At 71.8% G+C, this 16836-nt stretch carries 16 protein-coding genes and 1 tRNA gene; 3 read left to right on the forward strand and 14 right to left on the reverse strand.

Features of this window, described 5'->3' with window-relative positions; genetic code table 11:
- Window positions 1–195 precede the first annotated feature (195 nt).
- Window positions 196–1743 (forward strand): hypothetical protein, encoded by a 1548-nt coding sequence (locus ACFVR6_RS04815; RefSeq protein WP_386959342.1) that lies wholly within the window; start codon window positions 196–198, stop codon window positions 1741–1743.
- A 140-nt stretch (window positions 1744–1883) separates the two neighbouring features.
- Here ACFVR6_RS04815 and ACFVR6_RS04820 read toward each other — a convergent pair.
- The 7 genes from ACFVR6_RS04820 to ACFVR6_RS04850 form a co-directional block, all read right to left on the reverse strand.
- A tRNA-Gln gene (locus ACFVR6_RS04820) sits at window positions 1884–1955 on the reverse strand.
- A 94-nt stretch (window positions 1956–2049) separates the two neighbouring features.
- On the reverse strand, window positions 2050–3564 hold the full coding sequence (gene gltX, locus ACFVR6_RS04825) for a glutamate--tRNA ligase (protein ID WP_386959345.1): 1515 nt from the start codon (window positions 3562–3564) through the stop codon (window positions 2050–2052).
- A gap of 42 nt (window positions 3565–3606) precedes the next feature.
- A complete protein-coding gene (locus ACFVR6_RS04830; protein ID WP_386959347.1) occupies window positions 3607–4830 on the reverse strand; it encodes an MFS transporter in 1224 nt (407 codons plus the stop codon).
- Complete coding sequence (locus ACFVR6_RS04835) at window positions 4823–5590, reverse strand: fumarylacetoacetate hydrolase family protein (RefSeq protein ID WP_386959349.1); 768 nt, start codon at window positions 5588–5590, stop codon at window positions 4823–4825. Before ACFVR6_RS04835 ends, ACFVR6_RS04830 begins: the two co-directional genes overlap by 8 nt.
- 45 nt (window positions 5591–5635) lie before the next feature.
- Window positions 5636–6736, reverse strand: coding sequence for a branched-chain amino acid aminotransferase (locus ACFVR6_RS04840; RefSeq protein WP_386959351.1), 1101 nt, complete (start codon window positions 6734–6736; stop codon window positions 5636–5638).
- A gap of 55 nt (window positions 6737–6791) precedes the next feature.
- On the reverse strand, window positions 6792–7841 hold the full coding sequence (locus ACFVR6_RS04845) for a 3-isopropylmalate dehydrogenase (protein WP_386959353.1): 1050 nt from the start codon (window positions 7839–7841) through the stop codon (window positions 6792–6794).
- Window positions 7842–7870: 29 nt separating this feature from the next.
- Window positions 7871–9424 (reverse strand): MFS transporter, encoded by a 1554-nt coding sequence (locus ACFVR6_RS04850; protein WP_386959355.1) that lies wholly within the window; start codon window positions 9422–9424, stop codon window positions 7871–7873.
- A gap of 68 nt (window positions 9425–9492) precedes the next feature.
- On the opposite strand from ACFVR6_RS04850, the gene ACFVR6_RS04855 reads away from it, so the two are divergent.
- Window positions 9493–10044: a TetR/AcrR family transcriptional regulator gene (locus tag ACFVR6_RS04855; RefSeq protein ID WP_386959357.1), complete on the forward strand. Its 552-nt coding sequence runs from the start codon at window positions 9493–9495 to the stop codon at window positions 10042–10044.
- Here the strand turns inward: ACFVR6_RS04855 and serA are convergent.
- The 5 genes from serA to ACFVR6_RS04880 all read right to left on the reverse strand — a co-directional run bounded on the left by serA (window position 10031) and on the right by ACFVR6_RS04880 (window position 14253).
- Window positions 10031–11635, reverse strand: a complete 1605-nt coding sequence (gene serA, locus ACFVR6_RS04860) for a phosphoglycerate dehydrogenase (protein WP_386959359.1) — start codon at window positions 11633–11635, stop codon at window positions 10031–10033. The two genes, ACFVR6_RS04855 and serA, sit on opposite strands and share 14 nt — an antisense overlap.
- 145 nt (window positions 11636–11780) lie before the next feature.
- On the reverse strand, window positions 11781–12128 hold the full coding sequence (locus tag ACFVR6_RS04865) for a bacitracin resistance protein (protein WP_386959361.1): 348 nt from the start codon (window positions 12126–12128) through the stop codon (window positions 11781–11783).
- Window positions 12125–12607, reverse strand: coding sequence for a DNA polymerase III subunit gamma/tau (locus tag ACFVR6_RS04870; protein WP_386959363.1), 483 nt, complete (start codon window positions 12605–12607; stop codon window positions 12125–12127). The genes ACFVR6_RS04865 and ACFVR6_RS04870 overlap by 4 nt, the downstream gene beginning before the upstream one ends.
- Before the next feature lie 82 nt (window positions 12608–12689).
- The gene (locus ACFVR6_RS04875; RefSeq protein WP_386959365.1) at window positions 12690–13529 is read right to left on the reverse strand and encodes a CAP domain-containing protein; all 840 of its coding nucleotides are present in this window, start codon (window positions 13527–13529) and stop codon (window positions 12690–12692) included.
- A 43-nt stretch (window positions 13530–13572) separates the two neighbouring features.
- Window positions 13573–14253, reverse strand: coding sequence for a FadR/GntR family transcriptional regulator (locus ACFVR6_RS04880; protein WP_386959367.1), 681 nt, complete (start codon window positions 14251–14253; stop codon window positions 13573–13575).
- Window positions 14254–14330: 77 nt separating this feature from the next.
- Between ACFVR6_RS04880 and ACFVR6_RS04885 the strand changes: the two genes are divergently transcribed.
- The gene (locus ACFVR6_RS04885) at window positions 14331–15161 is read left to right on the forward strand and encodes an amidohydrolase family protein (RefSeq protein ID WP_386959369.1); all 831 of its coding nucleotides are present in this window, start codon (window positions 14331–14333) and stop codon (window positions 15159–15161) included.
- A 4-nt stretch (window positions 15162–15165) separates the two neighbouring features.
- Here ACFVR6_RS04885 and ACFVR6_RS04890 read toward each other — a convergent pair whose 3' ends face one another.
- Both ACFVR6_RS04890 and ACFVR6_RS04895 read right to left on the reverse strand, forming a co-directional pair.
- Window positions 15166–15915 (reverse strand): SDR family NAD(P)-dependent oxidoreductase, encoded by a 750-nt coding sequence (locus tag ACFVR6_RS04890; protein WP_386959371.1) that lies wholly within the window; start codon window positions 15913–15915, stop codon window positions 15166–15168.
- The gene (locus tag ACFVR6_RS04895; protein WP_386959373.1) at window positions 15912–16772 is read right to left on the reverse strand and encodes a fumarylacetoacetate hydrolase family protein; all 861 of its coding nucleotides are present in this window, start codon (window positions 16770–16772) and stop codon (window positions 15912–15914) included. Before ACFVR6_RS04895 ends, ACFVR6_RS04890 begins: the two co-directional genes overlap by 4 nt.
- Window positions 16773–16836: the final 64 nt, after the last annotated feature.

Here is a 16836-nt window from a genome sequence, read left to right on the forward strand (position 1 = left end):
GGACCCGGCGAGACTTAGTTCCAGCGTGCAGATGTGCGGGAACCGACCACGCGGCACGACCTCGACTGCTAACGTCAGGCCACCCTTCGACGGCTCCCCACCGCCCACCCGTGCGGTCTCGGGGAGCCGACTCACCGACGCTGTCGTCGGCGAGCTGATACCCGCCTGCCCGCAGGCGCGAAACTGGAGTCCTCAATGTCGAGAACCTCTTCGCACACCCATGGCCTGGGCATGCGCATCACGGTGGTCGTGCTGGCCCTTCTGCTGGCCGCGATGACCGTCATGTACCTGCTCACCGTCAACCGCCTCAGCGACGGCGCCTCACAGCTCGCCTCCGGCGCCTCGCGCGCCGACGACGGCTCGCAGCAACTCGTCGACGGAGCGGCGACCCTGTCCGAGGGGGCGGGGCGCCTGGCCGCCGGTGCATCCGAGCTCGACGCGGGCGCTGCGCGTGCGGCGACGGGCGCCACGACCCTCGCCGCCGGCGCGCAGTCGGCCGCGGCGGGAGCAGCGACCCTCGCCGATGGTGCCGCTTCGCTGTCGACGGGAGCGGCCTCGGCCGCATCCGGCGCGTCGCGCGTGTCCTCCGGCGCCGCCTCGGCTGCGGCGGGCGCCGCCCGGCTGAACGCCGGTGCCCGCGACGCCGCGGTGGGGGCGAACACCCTGTCCACGGGAGCGGCGACCGCCGCCGCGGGCGCGGCCGAACTCGCCGCCGGCGCGTCGACGGCCGTCGACGGCAGCAAGGTACTGACGCAGGGAGCGGCCGACGCGGCCGCCGGAGCGAAGACCCTGGCCGCCAGCGCCCAGTCGCTTGCGGCGGGCGTCGTCGGGGCGAACAGCTATGCCACGGCGGTGCGGGCCAACGCGACAGCCCTGCACACCGACGTCCAGAGCGTGGTGACGCTCACCGGCGAGCTCAAGGCGCTGCTCGCGGATCCGGCCGCGCTCCCGACCGACATCGATGCGAAGGTCACGGCACTTGCCGCTGCGGCGACCGCTGCGATCACCAACTCGACGAAGGTCACCGGCACTGCCAGTGTCATGGTCGATGGTGACCTTCCGAAGGGGTGGCCCGGCACGACACGTCTGGCCGCACCGACGACGGGGGCGCCTGCCCTCGCCACAGGCGCCACGAACCTGGCCGACGGCACCGCGAAGGTCAGCGCCGGCGCGACGGCGCTCGACACTGGAATCGGCACGCTGCGTGCGGGCGCCGACCGACTCGCCGCCGGCACCGCGCAGGTCAGCAGCGGTGCGAGCACCCTCGCCGCCGGTGTGCGCTCGCTCTCGGACGGTGCAGGTTCCCTCGCCGCCGGCACCGGCACCCTGGCCACGGGCGCCTCGTCGCTGGATGCCGGTGCGCAGAATCTCACCGCGGGTGCCGGGCGTCTGCTCACCGGCGCCGGCGACCTCGCCACCGGAACGGGCACCCTCTCCACCGGCGCGGGTGACCTCGCCGAGGGCGTGTCGACCCTCGCTGCCGGCTCCACCACCCTCTCCGACGGCGCGGCCGACCTGGCCGCCGGCGGCGAGCAGCTGTCCACCGGTGCGGGAACGCTCGCCGAAGGCAACAGCCGCCTGGCCGCGGGTACGGACGAATTGCACACCGGCGCGTCCACCGCGGTGCCGAACCTGCTGCCTTGGATGCTCGGCATCGGTCTCGCGGGGCTCGTCGCCCTCGGGTTCTGGGTCGCCCACCGCATCACCGGCCGGGGCCGGAGCGCCGACGCGGTCACCGTCTGACGGTTCGCCGATCGACCGAGCGGGTTGCGCGACGCGCCCCTCGGTCGATCGGCGTGTTCCATCCGTGTCGAGAGCGAGGACGCGATCACACTCCGGCAGAAACGACGAAACCCCCGGTTTCCCGGGGGTTTTTCGTCTTGCTGGGGTACCTGGACTCGAACCAAGAACAACGGAACCAGAAACCGCCGTGTTGCCAATTACACCATACCCCATCGGTTCGAAGTCGCCCTCGCACCGAAGATCAAGCATAGCCGATCCTGGGCCGTCGCACGAACCGGCGGCGCGCCGGGCGTGGCGCGGCCGCGATCAGCCGACGCGCTGGACCAGCGCGCCGAGTCGGCGGATGGTCTCGGCCTTGCCCAGCAGCTCCATCGACTCGAACAGCGGCGGGGAGATGCGACGCCCGCTGAGAGCCACGCGCAGCGGCCCGTAGGCGACGCGGGGCTTGAGCCCGAGCCCTTCGATGAGCGCGCCGGCGAGGGCCTCCTGCACGGCAGCGGCGGTGAAGGACTGCTCCGGCACCAGTTCGAGTGCGCCGACGGATGCCACGAGCACCTCGCCCGCGTTCGCCGGCAGCGACGAGAGCGCATCGTCCTGATAGGCGACCTCGTCGGTGAAGAGGAAGCCGAGCAGCGCCGGCACCTCGCCCAGCAGCTGCACCCGCTCCTGCACGAGAGGGGCCGCGGCGGTGATCATCTGCTGCTGCGCGGCGCTGGGCGGGTCGGAGACGACTCCTTCGGCCACGAGGTAGGGCACGATGCGGGCAGCGAAGTCGGCGGCATCCAGCATGCGGATGTGGTCGCCGTTGATCGACTCTGCCTTCTTCTGGTCGAAGCGGGCCGGGTTGGGGTTGACGTCGGCGATGTCGAACGCCGCGATGAACTCCTCGAGCGAGAAGACGTCGCGGTCGTGCGAGAGCGACCAGCCGAGGAGGGCGAGGTAGTTCAGCAGGCCCTCGTGGATGAAGCCCTTCTCGCGCTGCAGGAACAGGTCCGCCTTCGGGTCGCGCTTGGAGAGCTTCTTGTTGCCCGTCTCCCCCAGCACGAGCGGCATGTGGCCGAAGCGCGGCACGAACGTCGTGACGCCGGCGTCGATGAGCGCGCCGTACAGCGCGAGCTGGCGTGCCGTCGAGGGCATGAGGTCTTCGCCCCGGATGACGTGGGTGATGCCCATGAGGGCGTCGTCGACCGGATTGGTGAAGGTGTACAGCGGCTGACCGCCGGCGCGCACCACCACGAAGTCGGGGAAGGAGCCCGCGGGGAAGGTGACTTCGCCGCGGATGAGGTCGACGTAGGTGAGGTCCTCGTCGGGGACCCGCAGCCGCCACGCCGGCTCGCGACCTTCGGCCCGGAATGCGGCCTTCTGCTCGTCGGTGAGCGTGCGGTCGTGGTTGTCGTAGCCGAGCTGCTTCGCGCGGCCGTTGGCCTCGTTGCGCGCGTCGATCTCCTCGGCGGTGGAGTACGACTCGTACACCGCGCCGGAGGCGATCAGCTGCTGGAGGACGTCGGCGTAGATGTCCCCCCGCTGCGACTGGCGGTACGGCGCGTGCGGGCCGCCCTTCTCCACGCCCTCGTCCCAGTCGATCTCGAGCCAGGTCAGCGCGTCGACGAGCTGGCGGTAGCTCTCCTCGCTGTCGCGGGCGGCGTCGGTGTCCTCCACCCGGAAGATCAGCTTGCCGCCGGTGTGGCGCGCGTACCCCCAGTTGTAGAGGGCCGTGCGCACCATGCCGACGTGCGGCAGGCCGGTGGGCGACGGGCAGAACCGGACGCGGACGTCGGTACCGGAGGCGGTCGTGGTGCGGGGATCTGGTGCAGAGGACATCACGGTCCAGTCTAGTTGCGCGGGCGGCTCGGCCGCGGGCGGTCAGCGGCGACCGGCGGGCGCGAGCACGACGACGACGGCGACCGCGACGAGGGCGACCAGGGCCAGCCCGCCGTAGCCGATGGCGCCGAGCACCGCGCCGGCGCCGATCGCACCGATCGCGCCGACGAGGTTCATGGCCAGGTCGCTGCGGCCCTGGCGACGGGTGCGGTGCTCCTCGTCGGAGGTTTCGGTCAGCAGCGCCGCCCCCGCCACCGTCGAGGCGCTCCAGCCGAGCCCGAGCAGCACGAGCCCGACCGTGACGAAGACGGTGGAATCCTGACCGATGGCGGCGACGAGGAGGGATGCCACGAGCAGCCCTTGACCGATGAGGATCGTGGGGATCCGTCCGAGCCGGTCGGCGAGCAGGCCGAACACGGGCGAGAGGGCGTACATGCCGGCGATGTGCAGGCTGATCGTGAGCCCCACGATCGACAGCTCCGCGCCGTGGTGGATGAGGTGCACGGGCGTCATCGCCATGACCGCCACCATCACGCCGTGGCTGGCCGCGATCGCGGTGATCGCGTAGCGCGCCGCGACAGGGCGGTCGGCCTTCGCGATCGTGCGGGCGGTCGCCGAGGCCTCGCGCGCCAGTCGGTGGGCGAGCAGCAGCGGGTCGGGACGGAGGGCGGTGAGGTACAGCGCGACACCCAGCAGCTGCGCGGCGATGGTGAACAGGTAGGGCCCCGTGAGCGGTGGCATCCCCACCACTTCCCCGAGGGCCTCCCCCGGTCCGACCAGGTTGGGGCCGAGCACCGCGCCGATCGTCGTGGCCCAGACCACGAGCGAGAGGTCGCGACCGCGGGAGGCGTCGGTGGCGAGATCGGTGGCCGCGAACCGCGACTGCAGATTGGCGGCCTGACCGGCGCCGATCAGCGCGAAAGCCACCAGCAGCAGGGCGAACTGGTCGAGGGAGACCGCGACCACGACGAGCGCGACGCCCGCCAGCGCGATCAGCATGCCCGAGGCGAGCGAGACGCGCCGACCGCTGCGGCGCGCGAGGGCGGCCAACGGAACAGCCAGCGCGGCAGCTCCCAGGGTCACCGCGGCGGTCGCCAGCCCCGAGAGCGTGTCGTCGCCGGAGATGTCGGCGGCCAGCACCGCGCCGAGCGAGATCGTCGCACCGAACGCGATGCCGCCCAGCACCTGCCCGAGCGCGAGGACCGCGACGGTGCGGCGACGGATGCGGCCGAGATCGAGTCCGTCGGAACGGGTCGGCTCAGGCATCCCGCGCGGTGTTGCGCAGGATTCCGAGTCCGGTGATCTCCACCTCCACCACGTCGCCTGCGACGAACGGGCCCACCCCTGCCGGCGTGCCGGTGAGGATGACGTCGCCCGGCAGCAGCGTGAACGCGGCGGACGCGTACGCGATGACGTCGGCGACGGAGTGCACCATGTCGGTGATGGGACCGTCCTGGCGGACCTCGCCGTTGACGCGGGTGACGATGCGGGCGGGGCCGGTGAGATCGAAGTCGGTCTCGATGGCGGGGCCGAGCGGGCAGAACGTGTCGAATCCCTTGGCGCGTGCCCACTGGCCGTCGCTGCGCTGCAGGTCCCGCGCGGTGACGTCGTTGGCGATCGTGTAGCCGAAGACGTAGTCCAGCGCCCGCTCGGCGGGCACGTTCTTGGCCACGCGACCGATGACGACGGCGAGCTCGCCCTCGTAGTCGGTGCGCTCGGACTGCGTGGGACGCACGATCGTGTCGCCCGGCCCGATCACCGAGGTGTTCGGCTTGAAGAACAGCAGCGGAGCCTCGGGGGCCTCGCCACCCATCTCGGCGGCGTGGTCGCGGTAGTTCTTGCCGACGCAGACGATCTTGGACCGCGGGATCACCGGGGCGAGCAGGGTCACGTCCGACACCGGGACGCGCTGTCCCGTCGTCTCGAATCCGGCGAACAGCGGATCGCCGGCGAGGACGACGAGGTCGCCTTCGTCGAGGATGCCGTAGGTGATGACGTCCTGGTGGCTGAAGCGTGCGATTCTCACCCGCTCAGCCTAGACGCGTGCGCGCTCCGGTGCCCGGTGCGCCACTCACGCGTCCAGGCGCACCAGCCAGCCGTGGCGGTCTTCGGCGCGCCCGTACTGGATGTCGGTGAGTTCCTGGCGCAGCGACAGCGCCAGCTCGCCCACGGGCTGCTCGTCGATGAAGTCGGCACCCTTGAGCTGGCCGATCGGGGCGACCACGGCGGCGGTGCCGCACGCGAACACCTCGACGATGTCTCCGGATGCCACGCCCGCGCGCCACTCGTCGATCGACACGTTGCGACCCTCGACGCGGTGACCACGGTCGGCGGCCAGCTGCAGCAGCGAGTCGCGCGTGATGCCTTCGAGGATCGACGCGGACTGCGGGGTGACGATGGTGCCGTCCTTGTAGACGAACACGATGTTCATGCCGCCGAGCTCTTCGACGTTGCGCTCGGAATCGAGGAACACCACCTGGTCGCAGCCTTCCTCGTACGCCTGGGCCTGCGGCAGCAGGCTCGCAGCGTAGTTGCCGCCGGTCTTGGCCGCGCCCGTTCCGCCCTTGCCCGCGCGGGAGTAATCCTCGCTGAGCCAGATCGACACCGGCTTGGCGCCGCCCTTGAAGTAGGCCGCGACGGGGCTGGCGATGAGGTAGTAGGCCACCTTATTGGCGGGGCGGACGCCGAGGAAGGCCTCCTTGGCGAACATGAAGGGGCGCAGGTACAGGCTCTGGTCTACGCCTGCGGGCACCCAGTCGCCGTCGACGGCGATGAGCTCCCGCAGCGACTGCAGGAAGTACTCCACGGGGAGCTCCGGCAGCGCGAGGCGGCGGGCGCTGCGCTGCAGGCGGCGGCCGTTCTGGTCGGGCCGGAAGGTGTGGATGGAGCCGTCGGCGTGACGGTACGCCTTGATGCCCTCGAACACCTCCTGCCCGTAGTGCAGCACCGCGGCGGCGGGATCCAGCGCGATCGGGCCGTACGGCTGCACGCGCGGGCGGTGCCAGCCGCCGCCGACCGACCAGCAGATGTCGACCATGTGATCGGTGAAGACGGTGCCGAAGCTGGGGTCGCGGAGGATCTCGGCGCGCTCCGCGGGCGTCTTGGCCGCGAGGTTGCGGGTGCGGGCGAACTCGAGGGGCGCGAGCCCCGCGTCGGAGTCGAGGAGGGTCATGTCAGGTCCTGTCGCATGGGGCGCCGGCGGCGCAGATTCCAGGGTACGCCGGTGATCAGGCGAGGCGGGAGGCGATCGCGTCGCCGATCTGCGTCGTGGTGCGGGGGTTGCCGTCTCGGGCGGCGATGTCCGCTTCGGCTGCGCGGGTGACGCGCTGGGCCTCGTCCTGCAGCCCGAGGTGATCGAGCATGAGGGCGACGGAGAGGATCGCTGCCGTGGGATCGGCCAGCTGCCGGCCGGCGATGTCCGGCGCCGATCCGTGCACGGGCTCGAACATCGAGGGGAAGACGCCGTCGGGGTTGATGTTCCCCGAGGCGGCGAGGCCGATGCCACCGGTGACGGCGCCGGCCAAGTCGGTGAGGATGTCGCCGAAGAGGTTGTCGGTGACGATCACGTCGAAGCGATCCGGGTTCGTGACCAGGAAGATCGTCGCCGCGTCGACGTGCAGATAGTCTACGGCCACGTCGGGGTGCTCCGCCGCGACGGCGTCGACGATGCGCTTCCACATGCCGCCCGCGTGCACCAGCACGTTGGTCTTGTGCACGAGGGTGAGGCGGCGACGACGGCGCTCGGCGAGGTCGAAGGCGTACCGCACGACGCGCTCGATGCCGTAGGCGGTGTTGACGCTCGTCTCGTTGGCCACCTCGTGGGGCGTGCCGGTGCGGATCGAGCCGCCGTTGCCGACGTACGGCCCTTCGGTGCCCTCGCGCACGACGACGAAGTCGATGTCGCCCGGGGCGGCCAGGGGGCCGGCGGCGCCGGGGTAGAGCTTCGACGGGCGCAGGTTGACGTAGTGGTCCAGCGCGAAGCGCAGCTTCAGCAGCAGCCCCCGCTCGATGTTGGCCTCGCGCAGGCGCGGGTCGCCGGGCACTCCCCCGACCGCGCCGAGCAGGATCGCGTCGTGGGCGGCGATCGCGGCGAGGTCTTCGTCGGTGAGGGTGTCGCCGGTGGCGAGGTAGCGATCGGCGCCGAGGGAGAACCGGGTCTTGTCGAACGTGACGTCGGAGTGCGCCGTCACGGCGTCGAGCACCTTCTCCGCCTCCGCGATGACCTCGGGACCGATGCCGTCACCGGCGATGACGGCGAGCTTGACGACACGCGACATGACACTCCTTTGCGGGGCGCGCCGCCGCGTCAGTGGTCGACGCGGTCAGGCGCGGGGCGGGATGTACCCAGGGTAGTGGCCGCGATGACGGCCGCGATCACGACGAGGCCGGCACCGATGAGCGCGGTGACCCCCACCCCCGCGTCGAACGCGTGCGCCGCGGCGGTCTGCAGCGCCTCGGCGGTCGTGGCATCCAGGCCCTGCGCGGCGCTGACGGCGCCGGCGAGGGTCTCGCGGGAGGCGTCGGCGACGTCGGAGGGCAGGCCGGGGGGCAGCACGATGCCGGTGCGGTACAGCGCGGTGAGGATGCCGCCGAGCACGGCCGTGCCGAGCACCGCGCCGAGCTCGTAGGCCGTCTCGGACACGGCGCTGGCCGCCCCGGCCTTCGCCGGCGGGACGCTCGCGAGGATGAGGTCGTTCGAGACGGTCTCGGCGGCGCCGATGCCGATGCCGAGCAGCGCGAAGGCCGCGATCAGCATGCCCAGCGCACCGTCGGCCGCGGTGAAGGCGACCATGACGTAGCCGGCGACCGAGAAGACCAGGGCGACGCTCACGACGACGCGGGCATCGACCCGCCGCGCCACCGGCACCACGAGCAGTCCCGCCGCGATCATGGCCAGCATCCCCGGCACGAGCGCGAAGCCCGCTTGCATGGGCGAGAGCCCCACGATCAGCTGCAGGTGCTGCGAGACGAAGAACAAGAAGCCCACGAGGGCGACGACGCTCAGCAGATTCACCATCAGCGCGCCGCTGAACGTGCCCCGCCGGAACAGGCGCATGTCGAGCATGGGCGAGTCCGCCCGCAGCTGCCGTCGCACGAACAGCACGCCGAAGCCGATGCCCGAGAGCACGAGCACGAGGGGCAGCAAGCCCGGGCCATGCACGGCGAACTCCTTGATCGCGTAGACGATCGGCACCATCGTCGCCAGCGACAGCAGGATGCTGAGCGGGTCGATGCGGCCGGGCTGCGGGTCACGGCTCTCGGGGACCAGCAGCGGCGCGAGCACGAGGAGCGGGATGAGGACCGGCACCGACATGAGGAACACCGAGCCCCACGAGAAGTGCTCGAGCAGGATGCCGCCGACGATGGGGCCGAGGGCGGCGCCGGCGGAGAACATCGCCGCCCACACCGCGATGGCGAACCGCCGCTGGTCGCGGTCGGTGAAGATGCTGCGCAGCAGCGACAGCGTGGAGGGCATGAGCATGGCGCCGAACACACCCATCGCCGCGCGCGCCGCGATGAGCAGACCCGCGGTGGGTGCGAAGGCGGCGAGCACCGAGACGGCGGCGAAGCCGGTGGCGCCGATCATCAGCATCCGTCGCCGGCCGAAGCGGTCACCGAGGGTCCCCATCGTCACCAGCAGCCCTGCCAGTACGAGCGGGTAGGCGTCGATGATCCACAGCTGCTCCGCGCTCGTGGGCGCGAGGTCCTTGGCGATGTCGGGCAGCGCGAAGCTCAGCACCGTGTTGTCGACCGAGACGAGCAGCACGGGCAGCATCAGCACGACCAGCGCGGCCCAGCCGCGCCAGCCCACTCGGCGGCCCCGGCTGTCGGCGAGGCGGATCTCTTCTGTCAGTGTCATCATGATTCTATACCGTCCAGCCGGTATAGTAACAGGATGTCCGCCTGCCCGTCGATACCATCGAGCCCATGAGCCGCCCTCCCCTGGCCCGCGAGAAGGTGCTCGACGCGTTCGAGACGATCCTCATCGACGAGGGCGAGCGCGCCGCGACCCTGGAGGCCACCGCCCGCGCGGCCGGCGTCTCCAAGGGCGGACTGCTGTACCACTTCGGCACGAAGGAGGCGCTGGAAGCCGCGCTGCTCGAACGCCTGAGCGCGCTCGTCGACGCCGACGTCACGGCGACGGCGGCCGCGCCCGACGGGCCCGTGTCGTACTTCCTTCGTTCGTCGGTCATGCACAACGATCCACTCGACCGCGCACTGCTGGCCACGTCCCGTCTCGCGCAGGGGGGCAACACCACGGCCCGGGACGCCCTGCGCACCGTGCGCGAGGAGTGGACCGCGGTGCTGCGCCCGCACGTGCGCGACGAGACGGCGTTGGATCTGGTGATGCTCGTCAGCGACGGGCTCTACTTCAACAACGCCCTCGCCGGCGGTTCCGTCCCGGGCCCGGTGCCCCGAGGGGCGGCCATGGACGCACTCATCGCCCTCGTCGAGGGCGCGACGCTTACGACTCGGTGATCTCGATCTGACGGAACAGGTCGGCCTGGATCGCCGAGCGCACCTCGTCGAGCACCTCGTCGGCGACGGGCGAGTCGACGGTGAGGACCGACAGCGCCTGTCCCCCGGCGGCGCGACGGGCGATCTGCATCCCGGCGATGTTGATGCCGGCCTCACCGAACTTCTGCCCGTAGACCGCGACGATGCCGGGACGGTCGGTGTAGAGCATGACGATGTGGTGCTGCTCGATCGGCAGTTCCACCGCGTAGTCGTTGATGCCGACGAGCTTCTCGATCTGCTTCGTGCCGGTGAGCGTCCCCGACACCGACAGCTGCGAGCCGTCCGAGAGTGCGCCGCGCAGCGTGATGACGTTGCGGTACTCGTCGGACTGATCGTCGACGATGAGGCGCGACTCGATGCCGCGCTGCTCGGCCAGCAGCGGCGCGTTGACGTACGAGACGCTCTCGCTGACGATGTTCGTGAACACGCCCTTGAGGGCGGCGAGCTTGAGCACGCTGACGTCGTACTGGCTGAGCTCGCCGTGCACCTCGATGTCGAGGCTCGTCAGCGGCGAGTGGGCCAGCGCGCTGAAGATCTGGCCCAGCTTCTCCACGAGCGGGATGCCGGGGCGCACGTACGGGTCGATGACGCCGCCTGCGACGTTGACGGCATCCGGCACCAGCTCTCCGCCGAGGGCGAGGCGCACCGAGCGGGCGACCGACACACCGGCCTTCTCCTGCGCCTCGTCGGTGGAGGCGCCCAGGTGCGGGGTGACGAGGATGTTCGGCAGGTCGAGCAGGGGGCGCGCGGTGCCGCCTTCGGCGGGCGGCTCGCTCGTGAACACGTCCAGGCCCGCCCCGGCGATCTCGCCCGTGGTCAGCGCCGTGTACAGCGCCTCCTCGTCGATGAGGCCGCCGCGCGCGACGTTGACGATGTAGGCGCTCGGCTTCATGAGCGAGAACTGCTCGGTGGAGATCATGCCGGTGGTCTCCGGCGTCTTGGGCATGTGGATCGTGATGAAGTCGGACTGCTGCAGCAGGTCGTCCAGGCCGAGCAGCTGGACGCCGAGCTGCTGCGCCCGCGCGCTGGTGACATAGGGGTCGTACGCGACGACGTGCATGCCGAAGGCCTGCAGGCGCGCCGCGATGAGGGCGCCGATGCGGCCGAGGCCGATGATGCCGACCGTCTTCTCGAACAGCTCCACGCCGGTGTAGGCGCTGCGCTTCCACTGACCGGCCGACAGCGAGGCGTGCGCGGCGGGGATGCGGCGGGCCAGGCTCAGGATGTGACCGATCGTGAGTTCGGCGGCGGAGACGATGTTCGACGTCGGGGCGTTGACCACCATGACGCCGGCGGTCGTTGCCGTCTTGATGTCGACGTTGTCCAGGCCCACACCGGCACGGGCGATGACCTTCAGCCGGGGCGCGGCGGCGATGGCCTCGGCATCCATCTTCGTCGCCGAGCGGATGAGCACGGCGTGCGCGTCGGCCAGCGCGGGAAGCAGTGCCGCCCGGTCCGCTCCGTCCACGTGACGGACCTCGAAGTCGGGCCCGAGGGCGTCGATCGTGGCAGGTGAGAGTTCTTCGGCAATGAGCACGACGGGCTGAGGCACGCTGGATCCTTCGGGGTGGCAGCGCACGTCATCGCGTGCGCCGCGACTGAGGGGGAATCCCCGTCACAGCGTCGGACGGGGGCGGTTTCACCTTATCGCGCGGGCGCGGGTGCCCTTGACCGTGTGACGCCCGGCGTCGCCGCGGTCAGACGCCGTAGAGCGAGGGGGATGCCGCGGCGTAGGCCAGCACGTCGAGCCAGAACACCGCGACGCAGGCGAGGCCGGTGAGCATGACGGCGACGTACGCCAGCGCCGGTCGCTTCCAGCCGATCGCGAAGGCGGCGGCGAAGACGGCGGGCGGGAAGATGACCGGCAGCAGCAGCACGAACCAGCCGTAGCCGGTGAGTCCGGCCGTTCCCCCGGCCTGCTGCAGCAGGAAGCCGAGCGCCGTCCAGAAGACGAACGCGTACAGCAGCAGGAACGCCCCGGCGATGACGGCGACGAGCCAAGTGGGCAGCGCCGAGCGGCGCGCGGTCGGTGCGGCGGCGGTCACAGCGAAGCTCCCGAGAGGACGAACGGCCACGGCACGAGCAACACGGCCCCGGCGGCCAGCAGCACGAGGCGCAGCCACACCTTCGAGCCGCGGGTGAGCAGCCACACGGTGGCGAACCACAGCGGCGGGGCGAGCACGGCCAGCCACATCGTGACCTGGTAGGCGACCGGATCGAGGAACAGCTGCGCGACCAGCTGCAGCCGGCCGGCGCCGAGCACCCAGCCGAGGGAGAGCAGCATGTAGACGCCGGCGAACACGCCGATGCCGACGAGCGCGGCGTTGCCCAGGGGTGCCGGGCCGGAGGGTGCGGTCAGCGGCGCCTCATCTGCGGCATCCGTCTGCTCGGACTCCCCCAGCTGCGCGCTGCCCTTGCCGACGGCCCGGTAACCGGTCGGCAGCGGTGCCGCCGCCGGTGCGGCGGCGAGGGTGGGATCGTCGTCGCCGTCCCAGCTGAGCGCGTCGTCGTCTGGTCGGGCCATGCCTCCAGCGTAGCCCGGCGGGCGCGGCGACGCGGGCGGATGCCGGTGCCGCGCAGCGCCGCGCGGCGCCGGACGCCGCGCGTCAGCGCCGCCGCAGCAGGCGCTGCGCGGGCGGCAGCAGCCAGAGCGCCACGAGCACGGCGACACCCAGCGGGATGAGCCAGGGCCACGCCGGCGGTGGCGTGGGCGAAGTCTCAGCGGCGACCGTCTCGAGCTCGGGGGCGATGACGATCGGCGCGGCGCGCGGTGCGGACGCGGGAGTCGGCGTCGCCGTCGCCGAGGGCATGGGCACGGGGGTCGCCGCTGCCGCGGTCGCGGCGGGATCCGCGGGCGCGGCTTCGACGGGCGCGGGCGCGGCATCGGCCGGTGGAGCGGGGGCCGGGGCGGGCGCCGGGGCGGGGGCGGGGGCGGGGGCGGGAGCCGCGATCGGCGCGCCGCTGCCGGGGTAGGTCGCGAACACCTGCACCGCCCACGTCGTGCCGTTCGCGGAGATCAGTGCCACCCCGATGTCGGTGAAGTCGCCGAGGATGTTGGCGCGGTGCCCGGCGGATCCCATCCAGCCGGCATGCACGGCGGAGCCGCTGCCGTAGCCCTGCGCGACGTTCTCGCCCCACGACGTCCAGCCGCCGGGGATCTGCGACCCGAGCGACGGGTTGTGGCTGAGCGTCCCGTTCGCCGCCATCTGATTCGCCCATCGCAGCGCGACCGCATCGAGTGCGCCGTTGTGCACGAGCCCGCCCATGCCGTTGGCCGACCGTTCCTGGTTCGCCAGCGACACGATCGTGCCTTCGTCGTACGCCGCGACCGGTGTCGGCACACCCCCGACGGCGATCGCCAACGCGAGCATCAGCCCGGCGAGGGTGGCGGCGACGGAGGGGCGGGAGGTGGAACGAGGGCGTCCGTGGACGAGCGTCTGCGGCATCAGGGCATCGTATCCGCGATGCCCATGCGGGTGAAGCGCCGGCTCACACCTCGTTGCGCGCGCGACGCAGCCACTGCTCCACGCCCGCGACGTGCGCCGTGGCGAGCGAGGTGGCCAGCTCCACGTCGTGGGAGGCGATCGCGTCGACGATCGCACGATGCTCGTGCAGCGTGCGCTCCACGGCGTGCTCCTCGGTGAGGCCCCGCCAGACCCGCGCACGCACGGTGTGCGTCGTCAGGCTGTCCACGAGGCTCGCGAGGTAGTGGTTTCCGCCGAGCTCGACGATCGCGCCGTGGAAGCGGAGGTCGTGCTCCACGAGGGTCTCGATGTCGGTGTCGGCTTCGACCGAGCGAAGCTCCTCCTCGAGCGCCGCGATGTCGTCCCGCGTCGCGCGCTGCGCCGCGGCACCGGTCGCCTGCGACTCGAGGATACGCCGCACCTGGAAGATCTCGAGGAGCGACTCGTCGTCGTGCATGTCCATGACGAACGAGGTCGCCTCCAGGAGCAGTCGCGGCTCCAGACTGGTCACGTAGGTGCCGTCGCCGCGGCGGACATCGAGCACCCGGATGACCTCGAGTGCTTTGACGGCCTCTCGCATCGAATTGCGCGAGAGCCCCAGTCGCTCGGCCAGCTCCTTCTCGGGCGGCAGCCGGTCGCCGGGGGCGAGCTGGCCGGACACGATCATGGCTTTGATCTTCTCGATTGCTTCGTCGGTGACCGCCATGGCGCCCATCGTACGGGCACCCGGACGAAACATCCCATGTCCGCAGTCGACTCCCTCGGTGCGGGAGAATGCCAGACGTGCGCATCCTCGATAGTCACCTGCATCTGTGGGACTCGGCCGCCCTCCGTTACACCTGGCTGTCGGGACGACTGATCGGACCTTTCGGACCGAGTCAACGACGAGCCGCGACCGAGGAGGCGGGCGACGCCGAGCGCGCCGCGATCTTCGTGCAGGCGGAATGCGTTCCCGACGACGCGCTGGCGGAAGTCGACTGGGTCACCGCACTCGCACCCGAGGCCGGCGTGGTCGGCATCGTCGCGCGGGTGGAGATGGAACGCGGCGACGCCGTGCGTCCGCACCTGCTCGCCCTCCGCTCCCGCCCGCTGGTCGTGGGAGTGCGGCGGCTGATCCAGGACGAGCAGCCCGGCTTCGCGACCAGCCCCGCCTTCCTCGCCGCCGCCCGGGCGGTCGCCGAGGCCGGCTACGTGTTCGACGCCTGCGTGCGCTCCGCCCAGCTCGGCGAGGTCATCGCCCTCGCCGATGCCGTGCCCGACCTGCCGCTCGTGCTGGACCACCTCGGCAAGCCCGATGTGTCCGGCGCACCCGGCGCAGACTGGCTGGCCGCCCTCAGCGCGCTGGCAGAGCGCCCCCAGGTGTCCTGCAAACTCTCGGGCCTGCCGGCGGAGGTCGACGGCGAATGGATGCCGGAGCAGCTGACGCCGTTCCTCGACGCGGCGCTGGCCGCCTTCGGCCCGCGACGGCTGCTGTTCGGTGCGGACTGGCCGGTCTCGTGGCCCTACGCGCGGTGGGAGCGGGCCGTCATCGACTGGGCACGCGAGCGCGTCGCCCCACACGAGGTCGACGACATCCTGTGGGGCAACGCGGCACGTGTCTACGGCGTGGTCTGAGCCGTCACACCGGCCGCAGGCGGAGCGCCGCCATGCCGCCGTCGACCTCGAGGAAGCTCCCCGTCGTCGAGCCGGCGTGGGGACCCACGAGGAACCGCACGGCCGCGGCGACCTCGTCGGCGGAGACCAGACGGCCGTGCGGCTGTCGAGCCTCGAGCGCGGCGCGCTCTGCGGCGGGGTCGGCTGCGGCATCCAGGAGGCGACCGACCCACGGCGTGTCCGCGGTGCCGGGGTTCACCGCGTTCACTCGGATGCCCTCCCGCAGGTGATCGGCGGCCATCGCACGGGTGAGCGAGAGCACCGCGCCCTTGGACGCGCTGTACAGCGCCCGCTGCGGCAGTCCCGCGGTGGCCGCGATCGACGATGTGTTGCAGACGGCAGCGGCCGGCGAGCGGCGCAGCCACGCCAGCGCGGCAGAGGTGACCCGCGCGATGCCCGTGACGTTCACCGACAGCACCCGGGCCCACTCCGCATCGTCGTTAGCGGCGATGTCGCCCTGCGCGCCGATGCCGGCGTTGTTCACGACGATGTCGATGCGCCCGAACCGCTCGCCGACGGCGGCGATCGCCGCGTCGACGCTCGCGCGGTCCGAGACGTCCGCCGCGAACGCGGCATCGGCCTCCGCAGCGGCGGGGTCGAGGTCGAGCACCGCCACGGCTGCTCCGGCCTCGCGGAGGTGGCGGACCACGGCGGCACCGATGCCCGAGGCGCCGCCCGTGACGACGGCGACCAGCCCGCTCAGCTCGGCGGTCATCGCACGAGCTCCGCCGCGCGGAACGTCTGCCGCTGGCGGCCGAGGCCATCGATCTCCACCTCGACCACATCGCCGTCGGCGAGGTAGGGGAACCGGCCGGAGAGCGCCACACCCTCCGGCGTGCCGGTGAGGACGAGGTCGCCGGGTTCGAGGGCGAGATACTGCGAGAGGTGCCAGATGAGGTGATCGACGGCGAAGATCATGTCCCCGGTGGTGGAGTCCTGACGTGGCTCGCCGTTCACGAAGCTGCGCAGGCGCACGCCCGTCGCGTCGACCTCGTCGGGGGTGACCAGCCACGGACCGGTCGGGTTGAACCCCGGCGCGCACTTGCCCTTGGACCACTGGCCACCGGAGACGGCCATCTGGAAGTCGCGCTCGGAGACGTCGTTGGCCACGACGTAGCCCGCGATGTGCTCGGCGGCCTGCTCGGGCGAGGCCAGGTACGACGCCCGACGGCCGATGACGACGCCGAGCTCCACCTCCCAGTCGGTCTTGGTGGACCCCGGCGGGATCTGCACGTCGTCGTACGGCCCGACGACGGTGTTCGGGGTCTTGAGGAACATGATCGGGATCTCCGGCGGCGCGGAACCCGACTCGGCCGCGTGCGCTGCGTAGTTCATCCCGATGCAGACGACGGCACTCGGCCGGGCGATCGGGGCCCCCACGCGCAGGGCGGCAGCCTCGGGGAGCTCGGGCAGCTCCCCTGCCGCCAGCGCCCGCCGCACCCGCTCGGTGGGGCCATCGGCCAAGAAGGCACCGTTGACATCGGAGGTGAGCGGGCGCAGATCGAGGTGGCGATCACCGTGGACGAGCACCGGGATCTCCTCGCCGATCGGGCCGAGACGCGCGAACTTCATGATTCTCCTGTTCTGCCGGCCCGAGGCCGCCCATTCCGACGGAAACGGCCACCGGCGCAATTGA

Source organism: Microbacterium sp. NPDC058021, assembly GCF_042885955.1.
GTDB lineage: Bacteria > Actinomycetota > Actinomycetes > Actinomycetales > Microbacteriaceae > Microbacterium.

Coding starts and splice junctions, on each gene's coding strand:
- ACFVR6_RS04815 (WP_386959342.1), top strand. CDS start 196: ATGTCGAGAACCTCTTCGCACACCCATGGCCTGGGCATGCGCATCACG.
- gltX (WP_386959345.1), bottom strand. CDS start 3,564: ATGTCCTCTGCACCAGATCCCCGCACCACGACCGCCTCCGGTACCGAC.
- ACFVR6_RS04830 (WP_386959347.1), bottom strand. CDS start 4,830: ATGCCTGAGCCGACCCGTTCCGACGGACTCGATCTCGGCCGCATCCGT.
- ACFVR6_RS04840 (WP_386959351.1), bottom strand. CDS start 6,736: ATGACCCTCCTCGACTCCGACGCGGGGCTCGCGCCCCTCGAGTTCGCC.
- ACFVR6_RS04845 (WP_386959353.1), bottom strand. CDS start 7,841: ATGTCGCGTGTCGTCAAGCTCGCCGTCATCGCCGGTGACGGCATCGGT.
- ACFVR6_RS04850 (WP_386959355.1), bottom strand. CDS start 9,424: ATGACACTGACAGAAGAGATCCGCCTCGCCGACAGCCGGGGCCGCCGA.
- ACFVR6_RS04855 (WP_386959357.1), top strand. CDS start 9,493: ATGAGCCGCCCTCCCCTGGCCCGCGAGAAGGTGCTCGACGCGTTCGAG.
- ACFVR6_RS04870 (WP_386959363.1), bottom strand. CDS start 12,607: ATGGCCCGACCAGACGACGACGCGCTCAGCTGGGACGGCGACGACGAT.
- ACFVR6_RS04875 (WP_386959365.1), bottom strand. CDS start 13,529: ATGCCGCAGACGCTCGTCCACGGACGCCCTCGTTCCACCTCCCGCCCC.
- ACFVR6_RS04880 (WP_386959367.1), bottom strand. CDS start 14,253: ATGGCGGTCACCGACGAAGCAATCGAGAAGATCAAAGCCATGATCGTG.
- ACFVR6_RS04890 (WP_386959371.1), bottom strand. CDS start 15,915: ATGACCGCCGAGCTGAGCGGGCTGGTCGCCGTCGTCACGGGCGGCGCC.
- ACFVR6_RS04895 (WP_386959373.1), bottom strand. CDS start 16,772: ATGAAGTTCGCGCGTCTCGGCCCGATCGGCGAGGAGATCCCGGTGCTC.